A 20,828-nucleotide genomic window follows, 5' to 3' on the forward strand; every position below is an offset into this window, starting at 1 on the left:
GACCACCATGTCCCTGAACGATCTCGATTCCCGCAAGTCCCGCCTGTCCGATGCGCAGCGTGCCGCACTGGCCCTGAGGATCGGGGGTGCATCTGCTGCATCAGGCGCAGGTGGCCTGCCGGAAGGCGACACCCGCAACACGGCCCACACCATCACCCGCTGCGACCGCACGCTGGCCATTGCCCTGTCCCCCGCGCAGCGCAGCCTCTGGCTCACCTGGCGGCTGGAGCCCGCCAGCCCCGCCTACAACATGGTGGGATCGCTGTCGCTCAAGGGGCCGCTGGATGCGCTGGCGCTGGAGCAGGCGCTGCAGGCCCTGGCCGAGCGCCACGAGATCCTGCGCACCTGCTATCCGGCCGGCGAGGACGGCGAGCCCCGGCAGTCCATCCAGCCCGCCGCGCCCGTGCCCCTGCGCCATGTCGATCTGGGCGCATGGGCGGACGGCGATCCGCAGGCCGAGGCGCAGCGCCAGGTGCTGCTGCTGGCCCGCCAGCCCTTTGCGCTGGACACGGAAACGCCATTGCGCGCCGTCCTGTGCCGGCTGGGCACGCAGGAGCATGTGCTGGGCCTGTCGCTGCACCACATTGCGGGCGATGGCTGGTCCAACGGCATCGTGGTCGAGGAGCTGTTCCACCTCTACGAGGCCCTGCGCACGCAGCAGCCATCGCGCCTGCCGGCCATGGCCCTGCAGTTCGCCGACTACGCCGTCTGGCAGCGCCGCTGGTTCGAGGCCGGTGAGCGCGAGCGGCAGTTGGACTACTGGCGCGCCCGGCTGGGCACCGAGCATGAGGCCCTGGCCCTGCCGATGAAGCAGGCCAGGGCGGCCGCGCAGGAGGCACAGGAGCAGCGCCTGGAGTTCACGCTCCCCGCCGCACTGGCCACCCGCGTGCGTGCCCTGGGCCGCGCGCATGGCGCCTCGCTGTTCATGGTGATGCTGGCCCTGCTCAAGCTGGTGCTGTACCGCTTCAGCGGCACGCGCGAGCTGCGCGTGGGCACGCCCGTGGCCAACCGCCAGAAGGCCGAGACGCATGGGCTGATCGGCTACTTCCTGAACCTGCTGGTGCTGCGCACGCACATCGATCCCGCGCAGGACTTCGGCGCGCTGCTGGCGCAGGTGCGCGAGGCGGTGCTGGGCGCGCAGGCCCACCAGGACCTGCCGTTCCACCTGCTGGTCGAGGCGCTGCAGCCGGCCCGCCAGCCGGGCGTTCACCCGCTGTTCCAGGTCAAGTGCACCCAGCAGGAAGATGCCTCGGCCGCGCGCCACATCGCAGGCCTGGAGATCGCCATGCAGGCCGTCTCCAGCGGCCAGGCGCATTTCGACCTGAGCCTGGACTTCACCGACCGGCAGGACGGCATCGACTGCGTGCTGATCTATGCCGATGCCCTGTTCGACGAGGCCGTGGTGCGCGACATGGCCGCCGCATTCCAGGACCTTGCGCTGCAGGTCACCGGCGCAATCAGCGACAGGCAGCCCAGGCTCGGCGAGCTGTCGCTGCCAGGCCGCGTGTCGGAGTCTGCAGGCCCGGTGCAGGCCTTTGGCGCCGACAGCGTGCTGCAGCTCTGGTCGCGCGCCGTGCAGGCCCATCCCGATGGCACGGCGGTCAGGGACGCAGGCTCGGCCCTGGACTACGCGCAGCTGGACCGGCAGTCCGACCAGCTGGCCCGGGCCCTGGTGGCGCGCGGCGTGGGGGCCGATGTGCGCGTGGCCCTGCATGTCGAGCGCAGCTGCGCCTTTGTGCTGGGCCTGCTCGCCGTGCTCAAGGCCGGTGGCACCTATGTGCCCCTGGACCCCGGCCTGCCGGCGCAGCGGCTGGCCTGGCAGCTGCGCGACAGCGGCGCGGTGCTGATGCTCTGCCAGCAGGCGCCCGCCTGGGACGCGGGCGTTCCCCTGTTGGGCCTGGACCTGAATGCCTGCCAGGAGCCGTGCATTGCGGGGGAGGCGCCGCCGGCCGCGCCGCCGCATTCCGCACAGGGCGCCTATGTGATCTACACCTCGGGCTCGACCGGGCAGCCCAAGGGCGTGGTCGTCAGCCACGGGGCGCTGGCCCACTATGTGCAGGCCGTGCTGCAGCGGCTGGACCTGCCCGAGGCGGCGCGCAGCATGGCCATGGTCTCGACCGTGGCGGCGGACCTGGGGCACACCGTGCTGTTCGGCGCGCTGTGCTCGGGGCGCGCGCTGCATCTGATGGCGCCCGAACTGGCCTTCGACCCCGACGGCTTCGCGCGCTACATGGCAGAGCACCGCGTGGACGTGCTCAAGATCGTGCCCAGCCATCTGCAGGGGCTGCTGAATGCCGGCATGCCCGCTGACGTGCTGCCCGCCAGCCGCCTGGTGCTGGGCGGCGAGGCCACGCGCTGGCCGCTGGTGGACCGCATTGCCATGCTCAGGCCCGGCTGCCGCGTGCTTAACCATTACGGCCCCACCGAAACCACGGTGGGCATCCTCACCCAGGAGGCGGGCGAGGCGCTGCGCGGCGGCGAAAGCCTGCCCGTGGGCAGGCCGCTGGCAGGCAGCCGCACCCTGGTGCTGGATGCCGACCTGCAGCCCGTGCCCCTGGGCGCCAGTGGCGAGCTGTACCTGGGCGGGGCCGGTCTGGCGCGCGGCTACCAGGCCCGGCCCGGGCAGACGGCAGAGCGCTTCGTGGCCAGCCCGTTCCGGCCGGGCGAGCGCCTGTACCGCACGGGCGACCGCGTGACCATGCTGGCCGATGGCAGCCTGCAGTTCCTCGGCCGCATGGACGACCAGGTGAAGGTGCGCGGCTACCGCGTGGAGCTGCGCGAGGTGGCGCTGGCGCTGCAGGCCGTGCCCGGCGTGGCCCAGGCCGAAGTCGTGGCGCGGCTGGACGGGAATGGGGATGGGGATGGGGACGGGCGCATGCAGCTGCATGCCTATGCCGTGCCCCAGGCCGGCGTGCCCGCCGACAGGCCGGGGTGGGCCGCCGCGCTGGCGCAGGCGCTGCCCGAGTACATGGTGCCCGCCAGCATCACCGTGCTGGAGTGCATGCCCCTGACGGCCAACGGCAAGATCGACCGCAAGGCCCTGCCCGTGCCGGAGCAGGCGGCCGCCGATCTTTTCGAGGCGCCCCAAGGCGAGGCCGAGCAGGCGCTGGCCGCCGTCTGGGCCGACCTCTTCGGCCTGGAGCGCGCGGGCCGGCATGACGACTTCTTCGCGCTGGGCGGGGACTCCATCCTCGCGCTCAAGCTGGTGGCGCGCGCCCGCAAGCGCGGCGTCAAGCTCACGCCCAAGCAGCTGTTCACGGGCAAGACGCCAGCGGGTGTGGCACGGCTGGTGGAGGGGCCGGTTGCCGGCGCCGAGCAGACCGAAGGCACGGCGCCCCTGCCCAGGGCCGACCGCAGTGGCCCGCTGCCGCTGTCCTTTGCGCAATTGCGCCAGTGGTTCCTGTGGCAGATGGACCCGGCCGGTACGGCCTATCACATCAGCGGCGCGCTGCGTCTGCTGGGCACGCTCGATGTGCTGGCGCTGCAGCAAAGCTTCGACGCGCTGGTGGCGCGCCACGAGTCTCTGCGCACGGTGTTCCGCATGGGCGGGGACGGGCAGGTGGTGCAGGTGATCGCCGCACAGGGCCGTGTGCGGGTCGCGCAAACGGATCTTTCCGAACTCCCCGCTGCGCAGCGCCAGGAGCAACTGCACCAGGCGGCGGCCGCCGTGCACCGCCAGCCCTTCGACCTGCAGGCCGGGGCGCTGCTGCGCGTGGGCCTGATCCGGGAGTCGGCCGAGGCGCATCTGCTGGTCGTGGCCATGCACCACATCGTCTCCGACGGCTGGTCCATGCAGATCATCGTGGATGAATTCGTGCAGCAGTACCGCGCACGGTGCCAGGGACAGGTGCCGCAGGCCGCCCCCCTGCCGCTGCAGTACGCCGACTACGCGGTCTGGCAGCGCCAGTGGCTGGAGGCCGGCGAGCGGCAGCGGCAACTGGCCTACTGGCGCGCCCAGCTGGGCGACACGCACCCCGTGCTGCAACTGCCCACGGACCACCCGCGCCGGCCTGGCGCGGACCATGTGGCCGCCAGCCATGGCCTGCAGCTGCCGGCCGAACTGGTCGGCAGCCTGCGCCGCCGCGCCCAGGCGCAGGACGCAACGCTGTTCGTGCTGCTGCTGGCGGGCCTGCAGGCCGTGCTGCACCGCTACACGGGCCAGGAAGACATTCGCGTGGGCGTGCCCATTGCCAACCGCCACCGGGTGGAAACGCAGGGCACGGTGGGCTTTTTCGTGAACACCCAGGTTCTGCGCGCCACGCTGGACGGGCGCATGGGCCTGGCGCAACTGCTGGACCAGGCCCGGCAGGCCGCCCAGGGCGCGCAGGCCCACCAGGACCTGCCCTTCGAGCAACTGGTCGAGGCGCTGCAGCCCGAACGCAACGCCGGCACCCAGCCGCTGTTCCAGGTGCTGTTCAACCACCAGCGCCAGGACCGCAGCGCGCTGCAGCAACTGCCTGGGCTGGAGCTGCAGGAATATGCGCTGCAGGGCCAGGGCGCCCAGTTCGAGCTGACCGTGGACACCACCGACGATGCGCAGGGCCGCCTGCACCTGCGCCTGACCTATGCCCGCGAATTGTTCGAGGCCGCCACCATCGGCGCGCTGGCCGGCCACTATGTGGCCATGCTGCAGGCGCTGGCCGATGATCCGGCCCGCAAGGTGGGCGAGGTCGCCTTGCTGGGCGCGGCCGAACTGCACAGGCAGCAGGCATGGGGCCGCACCGCTGCCCTGCCTGCCGGCCGGCCGGCCGCAGCGCAGACGCTGCATGGCCGCTTCGCCAGCCAGGCATTGGCGCGGGCCGGGGCGCAGGCGCTGTCCTTCGAGCACCACGTTCTCGGCTACGCCGAACTCGACGCCCGGGCCAACCGCCTGGCCCACCGCCTGATCGCCCTGGGCGTGCGGCCGGAGACGCGCGTGGGCATTGCCATGCAGCGCTCGGTGGAGATGGTGGTCGGCCTGCTGGCCATCCTCAAGGCCGGTGGCGCCTATGTGCCGCTGGACCCGGATTACCCGGCGGACCGGCTGGCGCACATGGTGGCCGACAGCGGGATCTCTCTGGTGCTGACGCAGGCTGCGCTGCGCGAGCGCATTCCCGGCGCTGCTGCGCTGCAGGTGCTGGAGATCGACATGCTGGACCTGTCGGGCGAACCCGATACCGATCCGCAGGTTGAAGTCTCGGCCGACAGTCTGGCCTATGTGATCTACACCTCGGGCTCCACGGGCCGTCCCAAGGGCGCGCAACTGAGCCACCGCAACGTGGCACGGCTGCTGGATGCCACCGATGCCTGGTTCGGTTTCGGGCCTGACGATGTCTGGACCCTGTTCCACTCCTATGCCTTCGACTTCTCGGTCTGGGAGATCTTTGGCGCCCTGTGCACGGGTGGCCGGCTCGTGGTGGTGCCGTACTGGGTCAGCCGCTCGCCCCAGGACTTCCTGGCTTTGCTGCGTGCCGAGCGCGTAACGGTTCTCAATCAAACGCCTTCGGCCTTCGGGCAACTGGTCCATGCCGTGGAGCAGGATGAAGAAGGCGGCGCTGGCCTGTCCCTGCGCCAGGTGATCTTTGGCGGCGAGGCGCTGGAGCCCGAGAGCCTGCGGCCCTGGTTTGACCGCTTCGGTGACGAGAGCCCCCAACTCATCAACATGTACGGCATCACCGAGACCACGGTGCATGTGACGTACCGGGAGATCACCAAGACGGATTTGGACGGTGGCCGCAGCCCCGTGGGCGTGGCGATTCCGGACCTGGGCCTGTACGTGCTCGATGGCAGCCTGAACCTGCTGCCGCAGGGCGTGGCGGGAGAGTTGTATGTGGCGGGTGAAGGCCTGGCACGTGGTTACCTGAACCGCGCCGGTCTGAGCGCGGAACGTTTTATCGCCAATCCCTACGCGTCAGCAGGCGAGCGCCTGTACCGCACGGGCGACCTGGTGCGCTGGAGTGCACAGGGCGAGCTTGAATACCTGGGCCGTGCCGACCAGCAGGTCAAGATCCGGGGCTTCCGCATCGAGCTGGGCGAGGTGCAGTCGCAACTGCTGGCCCAGCCTGAAGTGCGTGAGGCGGTGGTGCTGGCCAGGGAGGGGGCGGGCGGTGCCAGACTGATCGCCTATGTGTCGCTGAATGCAGAAATCGCAGAGGGTCTGCTCAAGGACCAGCTGGGCCAGGCGCTGCCCGACTACATGGTGCCCTCGGCCATCGTCGTGCTTGACGCCCTGCCTTTGACGGCCAACGGCAAGGTGGACCGCAAGGCGCTGCCCGAGCCGGAGATGGCGAGTGCGCAGGAATACGAGGCACCGCAAGGTGAACTCGAAGAAACGCTGGCGCAGATCTGGGCCGAGGTGCTGGGCGTGGAGCGCGTGGGCCGGCAGGACGGCTTCTTCGAGCTGGGCGGGCATTCGCTGCTGGCCCTGGGCCTGCTGGAGCGCGTGCGCGCCCAGGGCCTGCGCGTGCAGGTGCGCACGCTGTTCCAGCATCCAAGGCTGGCGGAGTTTGCGCAGGCGGTACTGGAGGAACAGCAGGAGCAGCAGGGTGAGCAGGTGGCCGGCGAGATCGATGTGCCGCCCAACGGCATCCCCGAAGGCTGCACGGCGATCACGCCGGACATGCTGACCCTGGTGGCGCTGGATGAGGAGGAGATTGCACGCATTGCCGCTGCGGTGCCCGGTGGCGCAGCCAACATCCAGGACATCTATCCGCTAGCGCCGCTGCAGGAGGGAATTCTGTTCCACCACCTGCTGCAGTCCGGGGGCGATGTGTTCGTCTCGCCCAACCTGCTGAGCTTCGGGGCGCGCGAGCAGCTGCAATCCTTCGTGCACAGCCTCAACCAGGTGATTGCGCGGCATGACATCCTGCGCACGGCCGTGCTCTGGGAGGGGCTGTCCGAGCCGGTGCAGGTGGTGCTGCGCCAGGCGCCGCTGCAGCTGCAGTGGCCTGATGCGGATGAGGCGCATGGGTCGCATGAGGCACATGAGGCACATGAGGCGCTGGTGCCGCAGATGCTGGAGCAACTGCGCAGCCACGACCTGCGCCTGGACGTGCGGCAGGCGCCGATGATAGGGGCGCGGGCCGCGCACGATGCCGGGCAAGGCCGCTGGCTGCTGCAGCTGCTGAGTCACCACCTGGTGATGGACCGCATCACGCTGGACCTGCTGCTGCAGGAAGTGCTGCGGCTTCAGCAGGGCCGCGTGGCCGAGCTGCCGGTGCCCGTGCCCTTCCGGCGCTTTGTGGCGCAGGCGCGCCAGGGCGTGGCGGCCGAGGCGCACGAGCGGTTCTTCCTCCGCATGCTGGCCGATGTGCAGGAGCCCACGGCCGCCTTCGGCCTGCTGGACGTGCAAGGCGATGGCCGTGGCATGGAGGAGGCCCGCCTGCGGTTGGACGCCCCACTGGCCCAGGGCATGCGCCGCCAGGCGCGTGCGCATGGGGTCAGCCCCGCCGCGCTCTGCCACCTGGCCTGGGCGCTGGTGCTGGCCCGCACCAGCGGCAGGCAGGAGCCGGTCTTCGGCACCGTGCTGATGGGCCGCATGGACGGCGGCGCCGGTGCGCAGCAGGCGCTGGGCATGTTCATCAACACCTTGCCGCTGCGCCTGCCGCTGGGCGAAGGCAGCGTGCTCCAGGGCCTGCGCAGCACGGCGGCTGCGCTTGCGGCGCTGCTGCAGCACGAGCATGCCAGCCTGTCGCTGGCCCAGCGCTGCAGCGGCCTGCCTGCGGGAACACCGCTGTTCAGCGCATTGCTGAACTACCGGCATGGCGCGGCAGAGGGCGCTGCGCAAGAGCTGGCCCGGGCCGGCGTGCAGGTGCTGGGCCGCCCCGAGCGTAGCAACTATCCCGTGGGCATGGCCGTGGATGACGACGGCCAGGGCTTTGTGCTCGTCGCCCAGGTGGTTCGCAGCGTGGGGGCCGGGCGCGTCTGCGCCTACATGCAGCAGGCCCTGCAGGCGCTGGTGCAGGTGCTGCAGCAGCAGCCCGGCCGCGACCTGCGCACGCTGGACGTGGTACCCCCGGCCGAGCGCCAGGCGCTGCTGGCGCAGGCCGGCAACCCCCGGTCCTGGCCGCAGGCCTTGCCGGTGCACCGCATGTTCGAGGCGCAGGCAAGGCAGCGGCCCCAGGCCCCGGCGCTGGCCGCGGACGGGCAGGTGTTCAGCTACGGCGATCTGGACCGGCGGGCCAGCCGCCTGGCGCAGGCCCTGATCGCCCAGGGGCTGCGGCCCGGGCAGCGCGCGGGCCTGGTGGCCGAGCGCGGGGCAGCCATGGTGGCCGGCCTGCTGGCCATCCTCAAGGCGGGCGCCGCCTACGTGCCCGTCGATCCGGCCCTGCCCGATGAACGCATGCAGTACATGCTGCAGGACAGCGAGGCCTGCCTGGTGCTGGCCTCGGGCCTGGCGCCGGGCCGGCTGGCCTTGCTCGCCGCCAGCGTGCCGAAGGTGCTGGAGCTGGAGGAACTGGAGGCGCTGGAGGTACTGGAGGCAAGGGAGCCAGGGCCGCAGGCAGGCACGGAACGCGCGCCCCGCGTCGAGGTGCATGGCGACCAGGCCGCCTATGTGATCTACACCTCGGGCTCCACCGGGCGGCCCAAGGGCGTGGTGGTGCGGCATGCGGCCTTCTCCAACTTCCTGCAGTCCATGGCGGCACAGCCGGGCCTGCAGGCGCAGGACGTGGTGCTGGCCACGACCTCCGTGTCCTTCGACATTGCGGGCCTGGAGATTTTCCTGCCCCTGGCCGTGGGCGCGCAGCTGGTGGTGGCCGGGCGCGAGCAGGTGCGCGACGCGGCCGCGCTGGCGGCGCTGCTGGAGCGCAGCCGCGCCAGCGTGATGCAGGCCACGCCCTCGGGCTGGCGCCTGCTGCTGGTCGGTGGCTGGAAGGCGGCACGGCCCCTGAAGGCGCTGTGCGGCGGCGAGGCGCTTGCGCCGGACCTGATCGCCCTGCTGCGCGCGGCGGGCGTGGACCTCTGGAACCTCTACGGCCCGACCGAGACCACGATCTGGTCCAGCCTGCAGCAGGTGCAGGGCGATGCCGCCACCCTGGGGCAGGCCATCGCGGCCACCCGGCTGCTGGTGCTTGACGAAGGACTGCGCTGCGTGCCGCAAGGCGTGGCCGGGGAGCTGTTCATTGGTGGCCAGGGCCTGGCGCGCGGCTACTGGCAGCGGCCGGGCCTGAGCGCAGAGCGTTTTGTGGCCGATCCTTTCGCGGGACCGGGCGCGGCTGGCGAACGCCTGTACCGCACCGGCGACCTGGTGCGCCGCAATGCCGATGGCGCGCTCGAATACCTGGGGCGGCTGGACCACCAGGTCAAGATCCGCGGCCACCGCATCGAGCTGGGCGAGGTGGAGGCCGCACTGCTGGCCCAGCCCGAGGTGCGCGAGGCCGTGGTCACGGCAGCGGGGTCCGGCAGCGATACGCGCCTTGTGGCGCACGTATCGCTACATGGGTCGCTACATGCATCGCTAGATGCGTCGCTGCATGCACCGCTGCATGCAGGTCCGCCCCTGGACGCTGCGGCACTGCGCGCAAGACTGGCCAGCGGCCTGCCCGACTACATGCTGCCGTCCGCCATCGTGGTGCTGGACACGCTGCCGTTGAACAACAGCGGCAAGGTGGACCGTGCCGCGCTGCCTGCGGCGCAGGCACCGGCCGGCCAGTCCTACGAGGCGCCTTCGGGGCAGGCCGAGGAAATGCTGGCCGGGCTCTGGTCCGAGCTGCTGGGCGGTGGCCGCGTGGACCGCCGCGACAGCTTCTTCGAGCGCGGCGGGCACTCGCTCAAGGTGGTGCAACTGCTGGCGCGGCTGCAGGGGGCAGGCGCTGCGGGGCTGACCGCCCAGGACATTTTCCGCACCCCGGTGCTGCAGGACATGGCGGGCCTGGTGCGCCTGCCAGCCCATGGCAGCGCGGATGCTGCGGGTGCAACAGGCACGACAGGCGCGGATGCGCAGGCGCTCGATGCGCTGGATTCCTTTCTCGAAACTCTGGGAGATATCTGATGGACCGTGGCCGCCTGCGCCAAATCGCCGAGCGCTTTGCAAGCCTGAGCCCTGCCCAGCGCACGCTGGCACTGCAAAAGATCCGGGCCGAGGGACTGGATCTCTCGCATTTCCCCATCCCGGTGCGCGCACCATCGTCCGACCAGACCGAAGCCCTGTCCCATGCGCAGCTGCGCCAGTGGTTCCTGTGGAAGCTGGACCCGCAAAGCTCGGCCTACCACATCGCCCAGGCCTCGTGGATGCATGGCGAGCTGGATCTGGCGGCCTTGCGGCAGGCGTTCGACGTGCTGCTGGAGCGCCACGGCGGACTGCGCACGGTGTTCGAGGAAAGCCCCGACGGCCTGGCGCGGCAGCGCATCGTGCCGCAGCTGGCCCTGGCCCTGGAGCTGCCGCTGATCGACCTCACCCCCCAGCCTGCCGCACAGCGGCGCGAACGGGCCCTGGCCGAAGCCGAGCGCCTGTGCCTCACGCCCTTTGACCTGACCCGGGGACCGCTGCTGCGCGTGGCCGCCGTCCGCCTGGACAGCCGCCAGCACCTGCTGATAGTGGTGATGCACCACATCATCTCCGACGGCCGCTCCATGCAGATCCTGCTGGAGGAGTTCGCCGGCCTGTACGCGGGACTGGTGCAGCAGCGCCCGACCCGCCTGCCGCCGCTGCCCATCGCCTACACCGACTACGCCGCCTGGCAGCGCGACTGGCTGGAGGCCGGGGAAAGGCAGCGCCTGCTGGACTACTGGCTGCCCGAACTGGCCGGGGGTCAGGACCTGCATCTGGAGCTGCCCGCCGACCATGCCCGCGCGCCGGGCGCCGAGACCCGCTGGCATGCCGCCTGGCACCGTCTCGATCTGCCCGCCAGCCTGGTGGCCGGACTGGAGCAGCGCGCCCGCGAGCAGGGCACCTCCCTCTTCGTGGCGCTGCTGGCCGGGTTCCAGGCCTTGCTGCATCGCTATACCGCCGAGACCGATATCCGCGTGGGCGTGCCCGTGGCCAACCGCAACCAGCCCGAGGCCCAGCCGCTGGTCGGCTTCTTCGTCAACACGCTGGTGATGCGTGGCCGGCTCGATCCCCGCATGCGCCTGCACGAGCTGCTGGCCCAGCTGGCCGAGCGGGTCCGCCTGGGCCTGGCCCACCAGGACCTGCCCTACGAGCAACTGGTCGAGGCGCTGCAGCCGCGGCGCAGCCTGGACGGCAGCTCGCTGTTCCAGGTGATGCTGAACTACCAGCACGAAGAGGCGGCCGGCCTGGCGGGCCTGGAGATCCAGAAGCTGGAGTTGGATGGCCTGGCCGCCCAGTTCGAGCTGACCCTGCACGCCAGCCGCCGCGCCAACGGCAGCCTGCAACTGGGCTTTGCCTATGCGCGCGAGCGCTTCGAGCCGGCCACGGTGCAGCGCATGGGCGCGCATCTGTCGCTGCTGCTGCAGGCGCTGGCGCATGCGCCGCAGTGCGCGCTGGACCAGGTGCAACTGCTGCCCGGCGATGAGCAGGCGCAGCTTCTGTACCGCAGCGCGCGCCGCAGTACCCGCAATGGGCCTGCCCTCAACCCTGCGCAGCCCGCCTGCCTGCACCAGCGCTTTGCGGCAAGCGCGCAGCAACGGCCGGATGCGATGGCGTTGACATGCGAGTCCGCACAGCTGAACTACGCCGAACTCGACGCCCAGGCCAACCGCCTGGCCCACCGCCTCATCGCCCTGGGCGTGCGACCGGAGACACGCGTGGGCATTGCCATGCAGCGCTCGGTGGAAATGGTGGTGGGCCTGCTGGCCATCCTCAAGGCCGGTGGCGCCTATGTGCCGCTGGACCCGGATTACCCTGCCGACCGGCTGGCGCACATGGTGGCCGACAGCGGGATCTCTCTGGTGCTGACGCAGGCTGCGGTGCGCGAGCGCATTCCCGGCGCTGCTGCGCTGCAGGTGCTGGAGATCGATACGCTGGACCTGTCGGGCGAACCCGATACCGATCCGCAGGTTGAAGTCTCGGCCGACAGCCTGGCCTATGTGATCTACACCTCGGGCTCCACGGGCCGTCCCAAAGGCGCGCAACTGAGCCACCGCAACGTGGCACGGCTGCTGGATGCCACCGAGGCCTGGTTCGGCTTCGGGCCTGACGACGTCTGGACCCTGTTCCATTCCTATGCCTTCGACTTCTCGGTCTGGGAGATCTTTGGCGCCCTGTGCACGGGGGGCCGGCTGGTGGTGGTGCCGTACTGGGTCAGCCGCTCGCCCCAGGACTTCCTGGCTTTGCTGCGTGCCGAGCGCGTAACGGTTCTCAATCAAACACCTTCGGCCTTCGGGCAACTGGTTCATGCCGTGGAGCAGGATGAAGAAGGCAGTGCTGGCCTGTCCCTGCGCCAGGTGATCTTTGGCGGCGAGGCGCTGGAGCCCGAGAGCCTGCGGCCCTGGTTCGACCGCTTCGGTGACCAGAGCCCCCAACTCATCAACATGTACGGCATCACCGAGACCACGGTGCATGTGACGTACCGGCAGATCACCGAGGCGGATCTGGATGGCGGCCGCAGCCCGGTGGGAGTGGCGATAACCGACCTGGGCCTGTACGTGCTCGATGGCAGCCTGAACCTGCTGCCTCAGGGCGTGGCGGGAGAGTTGTATGTGGCGGGCGAGGGCCTTGCACGCGGCTATCTCAACAGGCAAGGACTGACGGCAGAGCGTTTCATTGCCAACCCGTTCAGCGAGACAGGCGAGCGCCTGTACCGCACGGGCGATCTGGTGCGCTGGAACGCCCAGGGCGAACTCGAATACCTGGGCCGTGCCGACCAGCAGGTCAAGATCCGGGGCTTCCGCATCGAGCTGGGCGAGGTGCAGTCGCAGCTGCTGGCCCAGCCTGAAGTGCGCGAGGCGGTGGTGCTGGCCAAGGAGGGGGCGGGCGGCGCCAGACTGATCGCCTATGTGTCGCTGAATGCAGAAATCGCAGAGGGTCTGCTCAAGGGACGACTGGGCGAGGTGCTGCCCGACTACATGGTGCCTTCGGCCATCGTCGTGCTCGATGCCCTGCCTTTGACGGCCAACGGCAAGGTGGACCGCAAGGCCCTGCCCGAGCCGGAGATGGCGAGTGCGCAGGAATACGAGGCACCGCAGGGCGAGTTGGAAGAAACGCTGGCGAAGATCTGGGCCGAGGTGCTGGGCGTGGATCGCGTGGGCCGGCAGGACGGCTTCTTTGAACTGGGCGGGCATTCGCTGCTCGCCCTGGGCCTGCTGGAGCGCGTGCGCGCCCAGGGCCTGCGCGTGCAGGTGCGCACGCTGTTCCAGCACCCGAGGCTGGCGGAGTTTGCGCAGGCGGTGCTGCAGGAGCAGCAGGGTGAGCAAGGGGAGCAGGGGGCCGGCGAGATCGATGTGCCGCCCAACGGCATCCCCGAAGGCTGCACGGCGATCACGCCGGACATGCTGACCCTGGTGGCGCTGGATGAGGAGGAGATTGCACGCATTGCCGCTGCGGTGCCCGGTGGCGCGGCCAACATCCAGGACATCTATCCGCTGGCGCCGCTGCAGGAGGGGATTTTGTTCCACCACCTGCTGCAGTCCGAGGGCGATGCCTATGTCACCTCGCACACGCTGTGCTTCGACTCGCGCGAGCGGTTGCAGCGGTTTGCCGAGAGCTTTGACCAGGTGGTCGCGCGGCATGACATCCTGCGCACGGCCGTGTTCTGGGAGGGCCTGGCGACGCCCGTGCAGGTCGTCTGCCGGCAGGCCCGCCTGCCGCTGTCCTGGCTGGAGGAGGGCGGCACGGCGGCATCATCGCAGGACGCGCAGGACGCGCAGGACGCGCAGGACGCGCTGGCCCGGCTGGCCGCCTGCGCACAGGGCTACCGCATCGACCTGCGCAAGGCGCCGCTGATCCACCTGGTGGCAGCGCACGACGCGCCGGGCCAGCGCTGGCTGCTGCAGATCCTGGCCCACCACATGGTGGACGACAACACCACGCTCAAGCAGGTGATCGGCGAGATCGCGCTGATCCAGCAGGGCCGCTCCAGCGCGCTGCCTCGGCCGCTGCCGTTCCGCCGGTTTGTGGCCCAGGCGCGCTCGGGCGAGGGCACGGCCGGGCATGAGGCGTTCTTTCGCGCCATGCTGGGCGATGTGCAGGAGCCCACGGCGCCATTCGGGCTGCTGGATGTCCAGGGCGACGGAGCGCGCACGAACGAGGTCCGGCAGGTGCTTGACGGCGGCCTTGCCGCCCGGTTGCGGCAGCAGTCCCGACGCCACGGCGTCAGCGCCGCCGCGCTGTTCCACCTGGCCTGGGCCCTGGTGCTGGCCAGGACCAGCGGCAGGGACGACGTGGTGTTCGGCACCGTGCTGTTCGGCCGCATGCAGGCGCAGCAGGGCGCGGCCCGCGCGCTGGGCATGTTCATCAATACGCTGCCGCTGCGCGTTCGCCTGGCCGGTTGTGGCGTGGCCCAGGCCCTGCGCCAGACCCAGTCCGCGCTGACGGACCTGCTGCACCACGAGCATGCCAGCCTGTCGATGGCCCAGTCCTGCAGCGGCCTGGCCGGCGGGGCGCCGCTGTTCACGGCCCTGCTCAACTACCGGCACACGGCGCTGCAGGACGCGGACGCTGGCGATGCCTGGACCGGCGTGCAGATACTGCAAAGCCACGAGCGCACCAACTTCCCGTTCGGCCTGTCGGTCAACGACACGGGCGAGGGCTTCACGTTGATTGCGCATGTGATCGATGCGGTGAATGCCCACAGCATGTGCGGCTACATGCACGAGGCGCTGGACGGCCTGGCCGATGCCCTGGCGCGCGACCCCGGCCAGCCCGTGACCGCGATTGCGGTGCTGCCCGCGCATGAACGGGACAGGCTGCTGCAGTGGAGCCTCAATGGCAAGTCCCATCCCGAGGCCCTGCCCGTGCACCGGGAATTCGAGGCCCGCGTGCGGGAGCAGCCCGATGCCGTCTGCCTGGTCCATGGCGACGAGGCGCTGACCTCGGCCCGGCTCAACGCCCGTGCCAACCGGCTGGCCCACCGGCTGATGGCCCTGGGCGTGGGGCCGGACGTGCGCGTGGGCGTTGCGCTGGAGCGCTCGGTGGACATGGTGGCGGGACTGCTGGCGGTGCTCAAGGCCGGTGGCACCTACGTGCCGCTGGACATGGAGTACCCGGTGGATCGCCTGGCCTACATTGCCCAGGACAGCGGCATTGCCCTGCTGCTGACCGAGCGCAAGGCACGCGAGCGCCTGCCGTTCGCGCAGGCGCTGAACGTGGTCGAGCTCGACGGCCTGGACCTGGACGCGGGGCCTGACCACAATCCCGGCGTGGCGGTCCATGGCGACCATCTGGCCTATGTGATCTATACATCGGGCTCCACCGGCCGGCCCAAGGGGGCGGCCAACCGGCATGCCGCGCTGTCCAATTGCATGGCCTGGATGCAGGACCACTACCGGCTCACGCGGGCCGACGCGGTGCTGCACAAGGCGGCCTTCGGCTTCGATGTCTCGGCCTGGGAAATCTTCTGGCCGCTGACGGCGGGCGTGCGCCTGGTGGTGGCCCGGCCCGGCGACCATCGCGATCCCGAGCGCATCGTCGCGCTGATCCGCCGCCACCAGATCACCACGCTGAACTTCGTGCCGGCCATGCTGCAGGCGTTTCTGGCCCATGAAGGCATCGAGGAGGAGACCCGCCTGCGCTACGTGATCTGCGGCGGCGAGGCCATGCCGGCCGAGACACAGCGCGAGGCCCTGCGCCGCCTGCACGGCGTCAGCCTGCAAAACCTCTACGGCCCGACCGAGGCCGCCATCCACGTGACGCACTGGACCTGCCGCGACGATGGCCGCAGCCCGGTCCCCATCGGCCGCCCCGTCAGCGCGACCAAGGCCCTGGTGTTGGGCCAGGATCTGGGACTGGTTCCCGCAGGCGTGGCCGGCGAACTCTATCTGGGCGGGCAGGCGCTGGCGCAGGGCTACCTGGGCCGGCCCGGCCTGAGCGCCGAGCGCTTCGTCGCCGACCCGTTCGACCAGGGCGGCGGCCGCCTGTACCGCACGGGCGACCTGGTGCGCTGGAACGACGAAGGCCAGCTGGAGTACCTGGGGCGCCTGGACCACCAGGTGAAGATCCGGGGCTTTCGCATCGAGCTGGGCGAGATCGAGGCCCGGCTGCTGGCCCAGCCCCAGGTGCGGGAGTCCGTGGTCGTGGCCCGCAAGGGCCCGGCGGGCATGCACCTGGCGGCCTATGTCTCGGCGCATGAGGGGCATCAGGTCACGGCGGCCGAACTGCGCGAGCGCCTGGCCCTTGAACTGCCGGACTACATGGTGCCGGCCGCCATCATGGTGCTGGACCGCCTTCCCCTGAATGCCAACGGCAAGGTGGACAGAGCCGCCTTGCCCGAGCCTGAACTGCTGGCCAGCCTGCACTACGAGGCGCCCGTGGGCGACGGCGAGCAGCGTCTGGCCGCACTCTGGAGCGAGGTGCTGGGCGTGGAGCGCGTGGGGCGCCAGGACCATTTCTTTGAGCTGGGCGGGCACTCGCTGCTGGCCCTGAAGCTGCTGGAGCGCATGCGCGCCCAGGGCTGGGTGACGCAGGTGCGCACGCTGTTCCAGCACCCCCGGCTGGCGGATCTGGCGCTGGCGCTGCGCCGCGAGCAGGGCCTGCCCCGGCATGAGGTGCAGGTGCCGCCCAACGGCATCCCCGAAGGCTGCACGGCCATCACGCCCGCCATGCTGACGCTGGCGGCGCTGGACGCGCAGCAGATCGCGCGGGTCGAGGCCGCCGTGCCCGGTGGCGCGGCCAACATCCAGGACATCTATCCGCTGGCGCCATTGCAGGAAGGCATTCTGTTCCACCACACGCTGCACCAGCAGGGCGACGCCTATGCCACGCCCACGCTGCTGGGCTTCGACACGCGCGAACGGCTGCTGGGCTTTGTGGCCCATCTGAACCGGGTCATCGCACGCCACGACATCCTGCGCACGGCCGTGCTGTGGGAAGGGCTGGCCGAGCCCGTGCAGGTGGTCTGCCGGCAGGCGCAGGTGCTGCTCGACTGGCTGGAGGAGAGCGAAAAGGAGAGCGAAGGGGAGGGTACGGATGTGGCCAGCCGTCTGCAGGCCGTGCTGGACCCACGCGTGCAGCGCATCGATGTGCGCCGCGCGCCCATGATTCGCGCCGTGGCGGCGCAGGATGCGCCCAACGGGCGCTGGCTGCTGCAGCTGCTGACCCACCACCTGGTGCTGGACCACACGACGCTTGAACGCATCGTTGAGGAGATCGCGCTGATGGCCCAGGGCCGCGAGGCGGAGTTGCCCAGGCCCCTGCCTTTCAGGCGCTTCGTGGCCCAGGCCCGCCTGGGCGTGAGCACCCGGGAGCATGAGGACTTCTTCCGCGCCATGCTCGGCGATGTGGATGAGCCCACGGCGCCGTTTGGCCTGCTGGATGTACAGGGGGACGGCAGTGCGGTGCAAGAGGCGAGGCTGGCCTTGGACGAGCCTCTGGCGCGCAGTGTGCGCCGGGCGGCGCAGCGCCATGGGGTGAGTGCGGCCAGCCTGTTCCACCTGGCCTGGGCGCTGGTGCTGGGCAGAACCACGGGCAAGGACGACGTGGTGTTCGGCACCGTGCTCTTTGGCCGCATGCAGGGCGGGGAGGGCGCGCACAGCGCGCTGGGCATGTTCATCAACACGCTGCCGCTGCGCATACGGCTGGGCGGCCGCAGCGTGCAGGACTGCCTGCAAGAGACGCATGCGGGGCTGACAGGGCTGATGCACCACGAGCACGCCACGCTGTCGCTGGCGCAGCGCTGCAGCGCTCTGGCGGGGGGAACGCCGCTGTTCTCGGCCCTGCTCAACTACCGCTACAGCGTGGCGCCGCAGGAGGGGGCCGCAGCGGGCGCGTGGGAAGGCATGACGGCGCTGGGCGGACAGGAGCGCACCAACTACCCCGTGACCGTGTCCATCGACGACCTGGGTGAAGGCTTTGGCATCGTGGCCCAGGCCGATGCTGCTCTGGGGGCTGAACGGCTGTGTGGATACATGGCGGCGGCCGTGGCCTCCCTGGTCCACGCGCTGGAAAGCGAGCCCGGCCTGGAGGCTGCGGCGCTGGACATGCTGGACGGCAAGGAATGGGCGCAGCTGCAGGCCTGGAGCCTGGGCGCCGGAACCGAACCAGGGATGCAGCCCGTGCACCAACTGATGGAGCGCCAGGCCCAGGCACGGCCGGATGCCGTGGCGCTGGTCTTTGGCGATCAGGTGCTGAGCTACGACCAGCTCAACCGCCGCGCCAACCAGCTGGCACACCGGCTGATGGCCCTGGGCGTGAGGCCGGAGACCCGGGTGGGCATCGCCATGGAGCGGTCCATCGAGATGGTGGTGGGCCTGCTGGCCATCATGAAGGCCGGTGGCGCCTATGTGCCCCTGGACCCCGATCACCCGCCCGAACGGCTGGCGCAGATGATCGAAGACGGCGCCGTGCGGCGCCTGCTCACCCACAGCGCGTTGCGCGAGCGCCTGCCCGCAGGCGAGGATCTGCAGTGGCTGGACATCGACCGCATCGATCTGGCCGGTGAATCGCAGCGCAACCCGGTGGTTGCCGTGCATGGGGAGCATCTGGCCTATGTGATCTTCACCTCGGGCTCCACGGGCCGCCCCAAGGGCGCGGCCAACCGGCATGCGGCCCTGCACAACCGGCTGGCCTGGATGCAGCAGGCCCATGCGCTCGATGCCTCGGACGCCGTGCTGCAAAAGACACCGTTCAGCTTCGATGTGTCGGTCTGGGAGTTCTTCTGGCCCCTGATGGTCGGCGCCCGGCTGGTGATGGCCGCGCCTGGCGATCACCGTGACCCCGCAAGGCTGGTGGCGCTGATCACGGGCCATGGCGTCACCACCGTGCACTTCGTGCCTTCCATGCTGCAGGCCTTCGTGGCGCACGCGGGCGTTGCGGCATGCACGGGCCTTAGGCGCATCCTGTGCAGCGGCGAGGCCCTGCCGGCCGAGGCGCAGAACGCCGTCTTCAGGCTCCTGCCCGGAGCCGGTCTCTACAACCTCTATGGCCCGACCGAGGCGGCCATCGACGTCACCCATTGGCGCTGCCGCGACGACGGGCGGCGCCAGGTTCCCATCGGCCAGCCCATCAGCGGCATCCGCACCTATGTGCTGGACTGCGCCATGCGGCCGGCGCCACAGGGCGTGGCCGGCGAGCTGTACCTGGGCGGCATTGGCTTGGCGCGCGGCTATCTGAACCGCCCCGCACTGACGGCCGAGCGCTTTGTGGCCGACCCGCTGGACACGCAGGGCGGCCTGCTGTACCGCACGGGCGACCTGGTGCGCTGGAACGGCGAGGGCCAGATCGAGTACCTGGGCCGCCTGGACCACCAGGTGAAGATCCGCGGCCTGCGCATTGAGCTGGGCGAGATCGAGGCCCATCTGCTGGCCCAGCCCGGCGTGCGCGAGGCCGTGGTGGTCGCGGCTCAAGCCACGTCGGGCGCGGCGGGCGCGCGCCTTGTCGCCTATGTGGCCAGTCCGGACGCCGATGCGGGGCTGGCCGAAACCTTGCGCCAGGCTTTGGCCGGGCGGCTGCCGGACTATATGCAGCCTTCGGCCATCGTCGTGCTGCCTGCGCTTGCGCTCAATGCCAACGGCAAGGTGGACCGCAAGGCCCTGCCGCAGCCCGAATGGGCGCAGCGTGGATACGAGCCGCCGCACAACGGGGTCGAGCAGCAGCTGTCGGCGATATGGGCCGAGCTTCTGGGGCAGGACCGCGTGGGGCGGCGTGACAACTTCTTCGAGCTGGGCGGACACTCGCTGCTGGCCATGGGCATGCTGGAACGCATGCGCGCGCATGGCCTGTCGGCCTCCGTGCGCAGCCTGTTCCAGCATCCGCAACTGGCGGATTTTGCGGCGCAGCTGATGCAGGCGGACGGCGCCGCCCAGGTGCAGGTGCCGCCCAACGGCATCCCCGAAGGCTGCACGGCCATCACGCCCGCCATGCTGACGCTGGTGGCGCTGGACGTGCAGGAGATCGCGCGGGTCGAGGCCGCCGTGCCCGGTGGCGCGGCCAACATCCAGGACATCTATCCGCTGGCGCCATTGCAGGAAGGCATTCTGTTCCACCACACCCTGCACCAGCAGGGCGACGCCTATGCCACGCCCACGCTGCTGGGCTTCGACACGCGCGAGCGGCTGCTGGGCTTTGTGCAGCGGCTCAACCAAGTCATCGCACGCCACGACATCCTGCGCACGGCCGTGCTGTGGGAGGGGTTGGCCGAGCCTGTGCAGGTGGTCTGGCGGCAGGCGCAGGTGCTGGTCGATTGGCTGGAACCTGGTGAAGGTGAAGGCGAGGGCGAAGATGATGTGGCCGCCGCGCTTCAGCAGCGGCTGGACCCGCGCGTGCAGCGCATCGATGTGCGCCGCGCGCCCATGATCCGCGCCGTGGCGGCGCAGGATGCGCGCAACGGGCGCTGGCTGCTGCAGCTGCTGACCCATCACCTGGTGCTGGACCACACGACGCTGGAGCGCATCGTCGAGGAGATTGCGCTGATGACCCAGGGCCGCGAGGCGGAGCTGCCGAGGCCTTTGCCGTTCAGGCGCTTCGTGGCCCAGGCCCGGCTGGGCGTGAGCACCAGCGAGCACGAGGACTTCTTCCGCGCCATGCTCGGCGATGTGGATGAGCCCACGGCGCCGTTTGGCCTGCTGGATGTGCAGGGCGACGGCAGCGCGGTGGAGGAAGCCAGGCTTGCGCTGGATGCACAACTGTCGCGCGAGCTGCGCCGGCAGGCGCAGCGCCATGGGGTGAGTGCAGCCAGCCTGTTCCACCTGGCCTGGGCGCTGGTGCTGGGCAGGACCACGGGCAAGGACGACGTGGTGTTTGGCACCGTGCTCTTTGGCCGCATGCAGGGCGGGGAGGGCGCGCACAGCGCGCTGGG

General features: G+C 70.6%; 2 protein-coding genes (1 of these 2 running past the window's edge). Both read left to right on the forward strand.

Going from position 1 to position 20,828, the window contains the following annotated elements; translation table 11 throughout:
* Window positions 1-7: 7 nt before the first annotated feature.
* On the forward strand, window positions 8-9,970 hold the full coding sequence (locus tag LGR64_RS06610; RefSeq protein ID WP_230355100.1) for a non-ribosomal peptide synthetase: 9,963 nt from the start codon (window positions 8-10) through the stop codon (window positions 9,968-9,970).
* Window positions 9,970-20,828, forward strand: the 5' portion of a protein-coding gene (locus LGR64_RS06615; RefSeq protein WP_230355101.1) for a non-ribosomal peptide synthase/polyketide synthase. 7,708 nt of this gene lie beyond the right edge of the window; 10,859 of the gene's 18,567 nt are visible here — the first part of the coding sequence; the start codon lies at window positions 9,970-9,972; its stop codon lies beyond the right edge, outside the window. Before LGR64_RS06610 ends, LGR64_RS06615 begins: the two co-directional genes overlap by 1 nt.

It is taken from the genome of Delftia sp. Lp-1, assembly GCF_020523835.1.
GTDB lineage: Bacteria > Pseudomonadota > Gammaproteobacteria > Burkholderiales > Burkholderiaceae_C > Comamonas > Comamonas acidovorans.

Coding starts and splice junctions, on each gene's coding strand:
- LGR64_RS06610 (WP_230355100.1), top strand. CDS start 8: ATGTCCCTGAACGATCTCGATTCCCGCAAGTCCCGCCTGTCCGATGCG.